The 13,331-nt window shown below is 30.4% G+C and carries 13 protein-coding genes and 1 tRNA gene; 13 read left to right on the top strand and 1 reads right to left on the bottom strand.

What is annotated here, in order from left to right:
* Positions 1–701 precede the first annotated feature (701 nt).
* The 12 genes from IM807_RS02865 (at position 702) to IM807_RS02810 (ending at position 12,117) form a co-directional block, all read left to right on the top strand.
* Positions 702–1,418, top strand: a complete 717-nt coding sequence (locus IM807_RS02865; RefSeq protein WP_196363032.1) for a F0F1 ATP synthase subunit A — start codon at positions 702–704, stop codon at positions 1,416–1,418.
* A gap of 45 nt (positions 1,419–1,463) precedes the next feature.
* Positions 1,464–1,769, top strand: a complete 306-nt coding sequence (locus IM807_RS02860; RefSeq protein ID WP_196363031.1) for a F0F1 ATP synthase subunit C — start codon at positions 1,464–1,466, stop codon at positions 1,767–1,769.
* 34 nt (positions 1,770–1,803) lie between these two features.
* Positions 1,804–2,349: an ATP synthase F0 subunit B gene (locus IM807_RS02855; protein WP_196363030.1), complete on the top strand. Its 546-nt coding sequence runs from the start codon at positions 1,804–1,806 to the stop codon at positions 2,347–2,349.
* A 29-nt stretch (positions 2,350–2,378) separates the two neighbouring features.
* Positions 2,379–2,945 carry a F0F1 ATP synthase subunit delta gene (locus IM807_RS02850; protein WP_196363029.1) on the top strand — a complete coding sequence of 189 codons (567 nt, stop codon included), beginning with the start codon at positions 2,379–2,381 and terminating at the stop codon, positions 2,943–2,945.
* 10 nt (positions 2,946–2,955) lie between these two features.
* Positions 2,956–4,479: a F0F1 ATP synthase subunit alpha gene (gene atpA / locus IM807_RS02845; RefSeq protein WP_196363028.1), complete on the top strand. Its 1,524-nt coding sequence runs from the start codon at positions 2,956–2,958 to the stop codon at positions 4,477–4,479.
* 30 nt (positions 4,480–4,509) lie between these two features.
* Positions 4,510–5,340: an ATP synthase F1 subunit gamma gene (gene atpG, locus IM807_RS02840; protein ID WP_196363027.1), complete on the top strand. Its 831-nt coding sequence runs from the start codon at positions 4,510–4,512 to the stop codon at positions 5,338–5,340.
* Positions 5,341–5,357: 17 nt separating this feature from the next.
* Positions 5,358–6,773 carry a F0F1 ATP synthase subunit beta gene (atpD, locus tag IM807_RS02835; RefSeq protein WP_196363026.1) on the top strand — a complete coding sequence of 472 codons (1,416 nt, stop codon included), beginning with the start codon at positions 5,358–5,360 and terminating at the stop codon, positions 6,771–6,773.
* Positions 6,760–7,020 carry a hypothetical protein gene (locus tag IM807_RS02830; protein WP_196363025.1) on the top strand — a complete coding sequence of 87 codons (261 nt, stop codon included), beginning with the start codon at positions 6,760–6,762 and terminating at the stop codon, positions 7,018–7,020. Before atpD ends, IM807_RS02830 begins: the two co-directional genes overlap by 14 nt.
* 398 nt (positions 7,021–7,418) lie before the next feature.
* Entirely contained in the window at positions 7,419–8,753 is a 1,335-nt protein-coding gene (locus IM807_RS02825; RefSeq protein WP_196363024.1) for an ABC transporter ATP-binding protein, read from the top strand.
* Positions 8,740–9,600 (top strand): ABC transporter permease, encoded by an 861-nt coding sequence (locus IM807_RS02820; RefSeq protein ID WP_196363023.1) that lies wholly within the window; start codon positions 8,740–8,742, stop codon positions 9,598–9,600. Before IM807_RS02825 ends, IM807_RS02820 begins: the two co-directional genes overlap by 14 nt.
* Positions 9,593–10,417, top strand: a complete 825-nt coding sequence (locus IM807_RS02815) for an ABC transporter permease (protein WP_196363022.1) — start codon at positions 9,593–9,595, stop codon at positions 10,415–10,417. The genes IM807_RS02820 and IM807_RS02815 overlap by 8 nt, the downstream gene beginning before the upstream one ends.
* Positions 10,402–12,117: a hypothetical protein gene (locus tag IM807_RS02810; protein ID WP_196363021.1), complete on the top strand. Its 1,716-nt coding sequence runs from the start codon at positions 10,402–10,404 to the stop codon at positions 12,115–12,117. The genes IM807_RS02815 and IM807_RS02810 overlap by 16 nt, the downstream gene beginning before the upstream one ends.
* Positions 12,118–12,384: 267 nt before the next feature.
* On the opposite strand, the gene ylqF is transcribed toward IM807_RS02810, so the two are convergent.
* On the bottom strand, positions 12,385–13,203 hold the full coding sequence (gene ylqF, locus IM807_RS02805; RefSeq protein WP_196363020.1) for a ribosome biogenesis GTPase YlqF: 819 nt from the start codon (positions 13,201–13,203) through the stop codon (positions 12,385–12,387).
* 49 nt (positions 13,204–13,252) lie between these two features.
* Here ylqF and IM807_RS02800 point away from each other — a divergent pair.
* Positions 13,253–13,329 (top strand) — tRNA-Arg (locus IM807_RS02800).
* The last annotated feature ends 2 nt before the right edge of the window (positions 13,330–13,331 follow it).

Here is a 13,331-nt window from a genome sequence, read left to right as displayed (position 1 = left end):
TAGGTTCTTTTTGAGATTTTTAAACTCTCAAAAACCAAAAATGGCTATTTTTTAGTTTTAAAGCTTATTTTTGTTTTCAAAAAAAATGCAAATATTATTTGTTCAAAACAATTGAAAATAATATTTATAGACAAATTTAAAATGATATTTTGGTTTTGGAATCATTGACTCCAAATTGTAAAACTTATAAAATTGCTAATTATGATAAAAAATATAAAAAAAATTAAACTAGTATTATAATTTTTCAAAACAAAATGGAAAATTATAAATTAATGAAACATTTTTTTTATTTTTACTTAAAATTATTTTTTATTTTTGCGTTAATTTTTAGTCTAGTAGCAATTTGAGATTATTCACTAATTTTGGGCTGATTTTTTTCATTTTTTGGAGTTTCATGGTTGTTTTTTTCAAAATTTTTTATTTTTTCAATAATAAAAAAAAATTTTAGCAAAAAATATAACTTAAACTCATTTTTTTACTTTTTCATATTATTTATGTTGATGCTTCTTGTTCATGTAATGGTTCTAATTTTAATACTTTTTATAAACACTAATTTCAAAATTTTTACCCAAAAAATCACTCTAAATAATTTTTTTTACCCAATTAATATTTTTTCATTTACTTTTGGTTATATTATTTTTCCATTCAGTGCTATAATTATTAATTTAATTTCAAAAAAATAGTAGTAAAATTGAGGAAGCATGGACTTTTTTTCTAGATGAAATCAAACACAAGTTTTCACATTACTAATTTTGTTGCTTTTTGTCACAATTTTATCAATTGTTATTTTTTTTCACATTAAAAAATCAAAGGTTGACAAACCTCCATCGTCGATTGTTATGTTTGTTGAATCCTATTTTCTTTTCATTGACGATGTTGTTAAAACCTCAGGTGATGGTTATCTAAATAAAACTAAACCATATTTTTTTTCACTTTTAACTTTTTTTCTAGTGGGAAATTTATTGTCAGTCGTTGGCTTGGAACCAATTTCGACTTCAATTTCTGTGACTTTAAGTTTAGGTTTAATAACATGAATTGGAAGTTTTGTAGTTGGCGCTATATATAATAAATGATATTATCTTGTTGATTTTGCAAAAAATCCACTAAAAATAATTGGCGCTCCTGCGCCTTTAATTTCGCTTTCATTTCGAATGTATGGAAATCTTATTTCAGGATCAGTCTTTTTTTTGGTTATTTATTCAGGACTCCAATGACTTTATCAACAAACTCCGCTGAGCGCGCTTGGTGATTTTAATTTACCTGTTATCCTGATTTTTCCGCCATTAATTGTCTATTTTGACATTGTTGGTTCGTTAATTCAGTCGTTTATTTTTGTAATTTTAAGTGTATCATATTGAGCAATGGAAATAAACGAGCAACCTGAACAAGAAAAAGCAAAAGAAATTCAATATAATTAAAGAAAATTTTCAATTATAATTTATAAGAGCAAAGGAGCAAATTTCATGAATACTATTATTAATTTTTCACAACAAGTTGTCCAAAATTTTCAGGATTCAACAACTACAGCTATAACAACCTCTGACCCAAAGATGTATTCGCTTTTAGGCGCTGGAATTGCAATGGTTGGCGTGATTGGAACTGGGGCAGGTCAAGGTTTTGCTGTTGGGAAAGCAATCGAAGCGATTGGTCGCAACCCCGAAGTGCAAAAACAGGCATTTCGTATTTTGATAATTGGAACTGCAATTTCTGAAACTAGTGCAATTTATGCGCTTTTAATTGCATTTATTTTAATTTTTGTGCGTAGTTAATTATTTTTAATTTGTTTTTTGGGATACTTAAACTATGATAAATCTTAGCAAATCTTTGGGCGATTTATTTGGTGGAATTTTACCAAATGTCTATGTTTTTTCAGCGTCCTTGCTTAGTTTTTTGATTTTATTTGCAGTTGTCACTTTTTTTGTTTACCGCCCTATCAAGAAATATATTGCTGCTCGAAAAAAGTTTTTTCAAGACCAAATTGATTCAACAATTAATGCTCAAAAAGAGGCAAAAAATCACGAAGAACAGGCACAAAATCAACTTTTAGCTACAAAAAAGATTTGTGTTGAAATGAAAGAAAAAAGTGAAATTGAAGCCAATAAATTTCTTGAAGATTCTAAAAAAAATGCATCAATTGAAGCAAAAAAAATTATCAAGGATGGTCAAAAAATAATTGATGATTATCAAAATCAAATTAATGTCCAAAATCAAGAAAATATCATTAATATCGCTGTCGAAATTAGTCGAAAATACCTTATAAAACAAAAAAAAGACAATGAAGAATTGCACAAAAAATTGCTTATTGATCTAGAAAAAGAACTTAGTTTAGGAAATTCTGATGAAAATTAGTTCAAAAAATGGAAAAAATTCTCTAAAAAATGACAATTAATCCAAAAATTTTCCATAATTACGCCGAATCCTTATTAGAAATTGCAGTTGCCCAAAACTCAGTCGATAAATTTTTAACTGACTCTTTCTTTGTTCTTGAAATCATTCAAGAACAAAGAATATTGCTAAAAATTTTTGGCTCACACTTTATTTCAAAACAGGAAAAATTTGACTTAATTGATAAAATTTTTGTTGAAAAAATTGATAAATTATTTACAAATTTTCTCAAAGTTGTCGTAAAAAACAATGTTTTTTCATACCTCAAAATCATTTTAAAAAGTTTTATTACTCAGGCAAATCATTTTTTAAGTCAAGATTTTGGAAAAATTGAGACCGCTTTTCCTTTAACTGCCACAATTATTTCTCGTCTTGAGAAAAAAGTTGGCGAAAAATTGAAAAGAAAAGTCAAATTAACACAAAAAATAAATCCAAATCTTATTTCAGGAATCAAAATAATTGTTGATAATCACATTTTTGAAAATTCAGTTGATTCACAACTAAAGTCGCTCAGACAAACACTTTTACAAACTAAATCAAAGAAAAATACCGTAAAATAAGGCGCTTATCATGAATAAAGACATAAATCTAACTGCGTTGATCAGAAATGAAATTGAAAATTTTGAAACAAAAGTCCAAAACGACGACATCGGAAAAGTCGTTTTGGTTGGCGATGGTGTCGCTCTTGTTTTCGGAATTGAAAAAGTCAAACTTGGTGAATTAGTTGAATTCGAAAACAATGTTTTCGGTATTGCTCTCAATCTTGAACAAGATTTGATTGGTGTTGTCATCATGGGTGATGAAAACTCAGTTTTTCAAGGTTCAATTGTCAAACGCACTAAATCTGTAATTTCAGTCACAGTTGGTGATCAACTTTTATCACGAGTTGTCAACGCCTTAGGCAAACCAATTGACGGAAAAGGCGATTTTGATTATAGCATTAAAAGTGAGGTTTTCACAAATGCGCCCTCAATAATGGACCGAAAAAGTGTCCAAAGAGGTTTGGAAACCGGGATTTTAGCAATTGATTCGCTAATTCCAATTGGCAAAGGGCAACGTGAATTAATTATTGGTGATAGACAAACAGGGAAAACAACAATTGCAATTGACACTATTTTGAATCAAAAAGGAAAAAATGTTTTTTGTGTTTATGTTGCAATTGGCCAAAAAAATTCCAGTGTTGCCCAAATTGTTGCCCTTCTTGAAAAAAAAGGCGCCTTGGAATACACAACAATCGTTTCTGCTGGAGCTAGCGAACTTTCCCCATTGCAATATTTATCACCTTATGTCGGAGTAACAATTGCCGAATATTGAATGAATGCAGGGAAAGATGTGTTGATAGTTTATGATGATTTATCAAAACACGCTGTTGCTTATCGCACTTTGTCACTTCTTCTCCGCAGACCACCTGGTCGGGAAGCTTTCCCAGGTGACATTTTTTACCAACATTCCTATCTACTTGAAAGATCTTCACAACTTTCAGATAAAAAAGGAGGCGGTTCAATCACTGCACTGCCAATAATTGAAACTCAAGCTGGTGATATTTCAGCTTACATCCCTACAAACGTGATTTCAATTACAGATGGACAAATTTTTGTGCGCGATAGTTTGTTTAATTCAGGGCAAAAACCAGCAATTGACGTTGGTTTATCAGTGTCCCGTGTTGGTTCAGCAGCTCAAAATAAGGCTATGAAATCAGCATCCTCAACACTAAAATTGGAATTAGCTCAGTATAATGAGCTAAAGGCTTTTGCTCAATTTGGGTCTGATTTAGGCGCAAGCTCACAATTAATTCTCGAACGTGGAAATAAAATTTATGAACTTTTAAAGCAAGAAAATCAACAACATCTTTCACAGAATCAACAAATTATGCTTTTAATTTTAATTCGCGAACATTTAATTGATAAATTGGATTTGAATTTAATTCCAGAATTTAAAATTTCATTTCTAAAATTCCTTGATTCTGATGATGAAATCAAAAAAATTTTAGAAAAATTCAATCACAATCAAGCAATTGAAGGTGAAATTTTTCAAAATTTACTACAAAATTTTACAGATTTTATTTCAAAATTTAATTCAGGGCATGTTTTTTAATAAAATAGGAAAAGAAAAAATAGTTAAAAAATGGCAAAATTAAATAGACTTCGGGCAAGATTTATTCAAATTCAAAATATTAAAAAAATGACTGGTGTTATGGAAATGATTGCAAATGCAAAAATTCCAAAAATCAAACGTCATTTTCAACTTGCACAAGAATATTTTGAAAATTTGGAGTATATTTTTGCAAATGTTCTTGAAAACCTTGAAACAAAAGTTGATGAATTTGTGCAAACAAATTCATCAAAAAAACTTTTTGTTGTTTTTAGTTCAAACCTTGGTTTTTGTGGTGGCCTTAATAATTTAGTTTTAAAAAAAATGCTTTCTGAATTCAAACAGGGTGATGAAATTATTGTTTTTGGTAAAAAAGCATATAATTTTTTTATCCAAAAACATGAAAAAGAAATAATTCAAAGTTATTTAGGAATTGAAGAAACAAATTTTTCAGAACCAATTTTAAAAGTTGCAAACTTTATTCATCAGTCAATTTTGGATAAAAAATTCGCAAAAATTTTGATTTGCTACAATAAATTTGTCAATATAATTCACTCAAAACCAGAGATTCACAATTTGCTTGATTTTCCAAAAAGCATCGTAAAACATGAAGGATTTGGTGTTGAATTTGAACCAAATTCCACTGCAGTTTTTCAAAAATTACTCCCTTTTTACATTAAGGCAATTCTTGAAAAATTTTTTATTGAAGCAAAACTTGTTGAAACTTCAGCTCGACGGGCGTCAATGGAAAGTGCGACTGAAAATGCTCTTGAAATAATTCAAAAGCTTGAAATCGAAATAAATTCTAGTCGTCAGGCAATGATAACTCAAGAAATTATTGAAATTATCAGTGGAAAAATGTAGAAAAAGAAGGTAAATTTATGAAAAAACAAACAAATGTTGGTCACATTGTCCAAATTTTTGGCCCCGTAATCGATGTTCAATTTTCAAACGATCATATGCCTGCAATTCTTTCAGCACTTGAAATTAACATTAAGGGCCAAAAGATTATTTTTGAAGTTGCCCAGCACTTAGGGGAAGGAATTGTACGTGCAATTGCGATGTCAATGACTTTTAATTTGTCCAAAGGTTTGGAGGTCATCGACACAGGTTCGCAAATTTTAGTTCCTGTTGGAAGGCAAGTTTTGTCACGAATTTTCAATGTTTTAGGTGAACCAATTGACAATGGACCACAAATTGATGAAAATCAAAGAATGCCGATTCATGCAAGTCCGCCAACATATTTAGAACAAAAAGCAACCAGTGAAATTTTAGTAACCGGAATCAAAGTGATTGATCTTTTAATTCCGTTTGCAAAAGGTGGAAAAATCGGCCTTTTTGGTGGTGCAGGTGTCGGAAAAACTGTTTTAGTTCAGGAATTAATTAATAATATTGCCACAAAACACGGTGGACTTTCTGTTTTTGCAGGTGTCGGCGAAAGATCGCGTGAGGGAAATGATCTTTACTTTGAAATGAAAGCCGCAGGTGTTTTAGACAAAACAGCCCTTGTTTTTGGACAAATGAATGAACCTCCAGGTGCCAGAATGCGTGTTGCGCTCTCTGCACTCACAATGGCCGAATATTTTCGTGACCAAGAACATCAAGATGTTTTGCTTTTTATTGACAACATTTTTCGTTTTACTCAAGCCGGTTCTGAGGTTTCAACTTTATTAGGAAGAATTCCTTCAACCGTAGGTTATCAACCAACACTTTCAACTGAAATGGGGCAACTTCAAGAGCGAATTACCTCAACAATTAAGGGTTCGATCACATCAGTTCAAGCAATTTATGTGCCTGCTGATGACATTACTGACCCAGCGCCGGCGACGGCGTTTTCGCATCTTGATGCGAAAACGGTTTTAGACAGAAACATTGCTGCACTTGGAATTTACCCTGCTGTTGATCCGCTCGCATCATCTTCAAGAGTTTTAGAACCAAACATTGTGGGAAAACAGCACTATCGAGTCGCCAAACAAGTTGTGCAAATTTTGCAAAGATTTAAGGAACTGCAGGATATTATTGCGATTTTGGGGATTGATGAACTTAGTGAAGAGGATAAAAAAGTTGTCACTCGTGCTCGGAGAATCAGGAACTTTTTGTCTCAACCATTTTTTGTTGCTCAAAAATTTTCCGGGATTGAAGGGCAATTTATCAAAATTCATGATACTGTCAATAATTTTGATCAACTTTTGTCAGGCAAATATGATGATGTTCCTGAAGAAGCATTTTTATATGTTGGCTCAATTGAGCAAGCACTAGAAAAAGCAAAAAAAATGGGCTGAAATGCAAAAAATTAATCTTAAAATCTTTACACCTAAAGGGATTTTTTTTGAATCTGAATTTGATGCTGTTACAGTTATGACTGAAATTGGTTACCGTGTCGCTCAGTTTGGAATTACGCCGTTTGCGGGAGTCATCAAACCATCAATTTTGTTTGCAAAAACCGGTAAAATTTCAAAAAATTTTGAGCTAAAATCAGGTCTTGTTTATGCATCGAAGGTGGAAGTTTTAATTTTTAGTGAAAACGAAGTAAAAGCTGTTTAAATTTTATTTAAACAGCTTTTCATTTTAATTTCTTAATTTTTAAGATAAAATTCTTAAAAAACTGATTTTCTTTTAAATATTTGACCATAAATAGTTCAAAATTGCTGCTGTTTGATAAATAAGAACAAATTTAAAATTTTTGAAAAATACAAAATTATAATATAATTTTGTTTTATCAATGAATTTCGAGAAAATTTACTTACATTTTTTAAACCTTTATAAATTTGAAGCATCTCTTTTTGATGATGCAGCTTTTTTCTTGGAATCTGCAACACTTGATATTTTTGATAGATTTCCCATTATTCTTCATTAGAGAAGAGATTTTTCTTCAAAAATGAAGTTTTCATATTTTTACTTAAATTAAATTTCAATTTTTTAGAAAAAGGGGAAATTATTAGATGAATAGCATTGAAAAAAGTGAAATTATTATTTCACTTGTTGATGTTGACAAAGAATTTGGCGATAAAAAAGTTTTAGATCAAATTAATTTGGATATCAAAAAAGGTGATTTTGTTACACTTTTGGGCCCATCAGGGTCTGGAAAAACAACAATTTTGCGGCTAATTGGCGGTTTTGAGTGAACAACTCGTGGCGAAATTAAGTTTAATGGCGTTGATATTAAGGACATTCCGGCACACAAAAGGGATACAGCAACTATTTTTCAGGATTATGCACTTTTTCCACATTTGTCAGTTCGCGGAAACATTGAATTTGGACTAAAACTAAAAAGAATTAAAAAAAACAAGGAGGAGATTACTGATTCAACATGGAAAAAACTTGCTGAATTAAAGGAAACTTGACTCAAAAAGCAAAATTCTAAAATTTCAGAATTAATAAAACTGCAAAATGAATTAGAAATGCAGCTTGAAAATCAAAATTTAGATCCAAAAACAAGAAGAAAACTTCAAGATAAACTTGATGATTCTGACTTCAAATACTCAAATTGAGAAAATTACGTTTTCACAAAAGTGGAAAATTTTGAAAAAAAGTACTTAACTCGTAAGATCACAAAGTCCGAAATTGACAAAGAAATCAAGGATATTATTGAACTTGTTGGCCTCACTGGGAATGAAAATCGTGCAATTTCAGAATTGTCAGGGGGTATGAAACAACGTGTTGCGCTAGCAAGATCGCTTGTTATTGAACCAGAAATTGTACTTTTAGATGAACCTTTGTCTGCGCTAGATGCAAAAATCAGACAAAAAATGCAAGTTTTTCTTAAAAAAATTCAACAAAAACTCGCACTAACCTTCATTTTTGTCACTCATGATCAAGACGAAGCACTACAATTATCAGACAAAATCGCAATTATTCGCAACGGAAAAATCGCGCAATATGATAATCCAAAACAAATTTATGATTTTCCTGTTAACAAATGAGTTGCGAATTTTATTGGTGACTCCAATTTTTTTGAAGCAAAATTTTTAAAAAAAAATCAAGTTGAAATTCTTGGAAAATCACTTTTCACAATTCACACTGAATTTGGACCAGGACAAAAATTGGATGCACTAATCAGACCAGAAGACATTGACATTGACCTAAATTCTGGATTTTTTCAAGGAAAAGTTATTGAAATTATTTATAAAGGCTCATATTATTGACTTGATATTAAAGTTGGAAATAAAATTATTCATGTTGAGACCAATGATTTTTACGCAACTGGCACTGAAGTATTTCTAAAATGAGACGATGATGCGATTCATTTAATGGAGATTGAAGATGGAAATAGCTAGTTTTTTTGATAAAACTTGACAAAATTTAAAAAAATCTCTTAATCCTCGTATCAGTCTCGTTATTCCATACTTTTTTATTTCACTAATTTTAATAATTATTCCCCTAATTCTTCTTTTTGTAAAAGCAGTAACTCCACTTTCAACAAATGGACAAGATTTTGACAATCACCTGTTGATTAAAGACCGAACAACTTGACAAATTATTGGTCGTTCAATTTTTGTAGGACTAATTTGCGGTTTTATTTGTCTGCTTTTAGCATTTCCTTATGCATTTATAGTTGCTAGTTCGAAGTCAAAAATTTTCAAAATTTATGCACTTTCATTGATAGTTTCACCTTTAATCATTTTTACAATTGCAAAAATATTTGCACTTCGGGCATTATTTTTAGCAATGTTTGATGAAGGTGACCTAAACAATAATTATTTTATGATTTTAGGGCTAGTTTTCCTTAATTTCCCTTTTATGGTGCTTCCACTTTACACAATTTTCCGTGATATGCCAAAAAATTTACTTGAAGCTGGCACTGATTTAGGTTATAACCGTTTTTGAGTTTTGCTAAAAGTCGTAATTCCTTATAGTTTTCGCGCTATAACTTCTGGGTTTGCAATTGTTTTTTTGATGGCGGCAACTTCAATTGTTGTTTCTGACAAATTACTCCCAAATGGTTCACAAAACCAATTAATTGGAAATTTAATCAATAATTCTGCAAATACCTCGAATCCTTTTGACCTTGCTAGAGTTTCATCACTTGTTCTTGTGACACTTTTGATTTTTGTTGGAATTTATGGACTAATTCAACTTACACCAGTAGTTATTATGAAAATTAAAGGATTTAAACATGACTAAAATAGTAGATTTTTTCCAAAAACATGAGATTTTGAAAAAATCATACATTTGATTTTTGCTAATAATTTTTTACATTCCAATCATTGTTGGTTCAGTTTTAGCCTTCAATGCACCTTCAAAAAAAGGGTTCGTCTCTGCAACTTGAAATAAATTTACTCTTCAAGCCTTTGATGAATTCACAAAAACAAGTTTTCTTTCAGCTTTAATTAACTCACTAATTATTGCATTTTTTGCAGCAACTGCAGTTGTGGCAATTTCACTTTTGACAGTTTTCGCCCTTTGACGTCAAAAAAATAAAACTGTAAAAACTTATGTGAGTATGTCCTCAAATATTCCGCTTATTAATCCGGATGTAATTACTGCAGTTGCACTTGCGACACTTTTAGGTTTCCTTTTTGGGTCACTTTCCGCAGCGCATGAAGGGCTTTTTCGTGCAATAATTTCTCATATTATAATGGCTTTGCCGTACGGAATTTTATTTTTGTATCCTCAAAGTGAAAAATTTTCTCTAAGTTTATATGAAGCAGCTCAGGATTTAGGCTATTCAAAATTAAGAGCTTGATTTTCAATTTATTTAAAACACATGTCGCTTGCAGCAATTTCCACTTTTGTTGTTGTAGTTTTTCTTTCCTTTGATGATTTTATTATCACAAAAATAACTTCAAACGCACAAACAGTTGGGACTTTGTTGTATCAAGGAACTTTTAAAACTTGAGCGCTAATGCTAGGAACAATTATGTTGTTTTTACTCATAATTTCCAATTTATTTTGAATTTATTATAAAAACAAAAAGGAACAAGGATGAAAAAAAGCTTAGCAAAGATTTTCTTAAGAATTACAGCGCCACTTTCTGCAGTTAGTGTTGTTTTTATTGCATCTTTTTATAAAGGCTATTTACCTTTTAAACCTGTAATTTACAATTATGAGTCCTATATTTCTGATTTTGGGCGTGATGTAATTAATCAAGATTTTAATTATCGCGAATTTGGTGATGTTAGTGAATTTACAAAAGCAATTGAAGATAATCGTACAATTGCAGGTGTTGGTTCTGATTTCCAAATTGCACGTTTAGCACAAAAGGGAAAATTACAAAAAATTGACTATGCAAAACTTTTTCCAACTTGAGAGTTGACAAAAGTTTTCACAAAACCAGCAAATTACGACACTTTTTCACTTTCAGAAAAACAGGCTTTTATTGACAAAAAAAGAAAAGCTTTTGAAAAAATGTTTCGCCCAGAAATTGTTGAACACATTGACAAGTATGATCAATTTATGAAAAATGCCAATGATTCAACAAAAGATTTGGATATTGACAATGATGGAATTAAGGACCGTTTTTGGGAATTTTTTATCCCTTATTACACACAGGACAAAGTAATTGCTTACACAATTGGTGATTATGAAGTTGGTGGAAAAAGGAAAAATTTAAGAGACTTTCAAAACAATTGAACTCCCGCTTTGCGGGCTTCAATTCAAGAAAAGGGGCTTAAATTTCCTGACCAAAGTCTTGCTGGAATTGGTAAAACTTTGCAAGAAAACGGCTATAGTTTTTTTGAATGAACTGAGGCAATGCGCGATAATTTGCTTGTTGGAAGTGAGAAAATTAATCAATATGGCACAAAAATAACCGAAAAAAACTATAAAGATTTAGTTGACGGATTTATTAAATATATTGGTGAAATTTCTGGTTCTGATTATTTTGATTTGCGTCACAATGTTTTTAAAACATCTGGACTTGACTTAGCAAATTCAGTAATTGACCCTTCCTTGAACCAAGATGTTGGTTTTTTATACAATGGCGATGCTTTAGATGCCCATTATTCCAAGGATAATTATGAAGAACTTGAAGAGGAAAATACAGTTGCAATTATTCGTCCAAAAAATAATTTAACTCTTTTGGATGGCTGAATTATTTTGAAAGACACTTCACCCGAACTTACTGACCAAGTTTATAAATCTTTGTATGAGGCGATTTTCAAAGGTGAAGATTTTGAATTCAACAAGATAATTCAGGCTGCTAAATCAGAAGTGAATTTTGCTTTTTTGCAAAATTCAGAAGATGAAACTTTTCAACCCAAAGCAGGAAAAGGTTTTAATTTTGATTACGAATCATTACCATTTTTGGCTAATTTTGATTTTATCAATTACACACCAGCATTCAATCAATCCTTTGAATTTTTCAAAAAATTTTATTTTAACGACCAAGTTGCAGTCGTCCGTGAAGCTGAAGATGGCGAAGATATTTATGTGTTTATTGACAAAAAAGGCGAAATTATTTCTGATCCTAACAATCTAACTAGTGAGAACATTCAAACTGAAACAAGTGAGAAAAAATCACTTCGAGCTTTAAATATTTATTTGGCTCAGCAAAAAACGCAAACTTTGCATGGCAACCTTCCCACTGAAGAAAATGTTGATGAGGGAAGATACTCAATTAGTTACACTTTTTTAAAACCTTTGGACGAACAACTTAGTTCTCAAATTCGTACTTATTATAACTTACAGACAAAAAATTAATTTTTTGTCTGTAAGTAGTTTTTTCGTTTTTGCCAAAATCCACATGAAAAATAAGGATTTTGGAGCAAAAAATAAGAATGTTTCTTACTTTTTAGTTAATTTTTGAGATCAAAATTCAAAAAAACACTTATGCTCAGTACTTTTTGAGATTTTCATTTGAAAATAGACGTCTATGACGTCTATTTTTTTAATTTTGGGTAATTACACATGAAAATGTTGTTTGAATTAGAAAAACTATCCCATTTTTTCTTAAATTTTTCTACTTTTTTAATCCAAAGTAATTTTTTGTTGTCTAATATAATTCAAAAACCAAATTCTACATCTATTTAAACCAAGGTCATTTTTATTCCTGAATCCTTTGATTTGCGCTAATTTTATTAAATTAAAATTAATTTCACTTTCAATTTTTGCCGGATTTATACCTAAATCTATTAATAAATTTGGATATAAATCCGAAATTAAAATGTATGAATTAACAACAAGATAATTCAGGTCAATAATTTCCTGTTTTATTGAACCAATAAGTGCTAATTTTATTGCTACTAATTCATCCTCCATTTTTGGAAGTAAAATTCCCGGTGTGTCAAGAAAAAGGAAGTTGTTTAGACTAACTCATTGATTATTTCTTGTTATTCCGGGCTGATTTCCAACTTTTAACTGTGAATTTGTAAGTAAATTTATCAATGTTGATTTTCCAGTATTTGGCATTCCAACAACAAAGATTTTCATAATCGCATTCTGAAAATCTTTGTGATTTTTTTCTTGTTTTAACCTGTTTAAATGATTTAATTTTGCCAAAATTTGTCTTTTTGCGCCATTATCTTTTAAATTTATAAGCAAAACAAAAAAATTTTTTTTTTCAAAAAATTTTTTTGTTTTTACGAGTTTTTTTTGGTCAGCCAAGTCAATTTTAGTAATAATTAAAAGTCTGAATTTATTAGGTGCAATTTTTTGAAATTCACTATTAAAGCTAGAAATCGGCGCTCGCGCATCCAAAACAAGTATAAAAAGATCAACTAAAACCGCCTTTTTAACAAGATCATTAACACTTTTCGCCATATGACCAGGAAATCAATTTATTTTCATAACATAAAATTATAAATTCAGATTAAAAAAATGGTATAATTTTGTAAGTGGTCACGTAGCTCAGTAGGATAGAGCACGAGCCTTCTAAGCTTGTGGTCAGAGGTTCGAATCCTCTCGTGATCGCCATT

The sequence above is a fragment of the Mycoplasma sp. 'Moose RK' genome, from assembly GCF_015708155.1.
Lineage (GTDB): Bacteria > Bacillota_I > Bacilli_A > Mycoplasmatales > Metamycoplasmataceae > Mesomycoplasma.
This window is presented reverse-complemented; position numbering and strand designations above follow the sequence as displayed.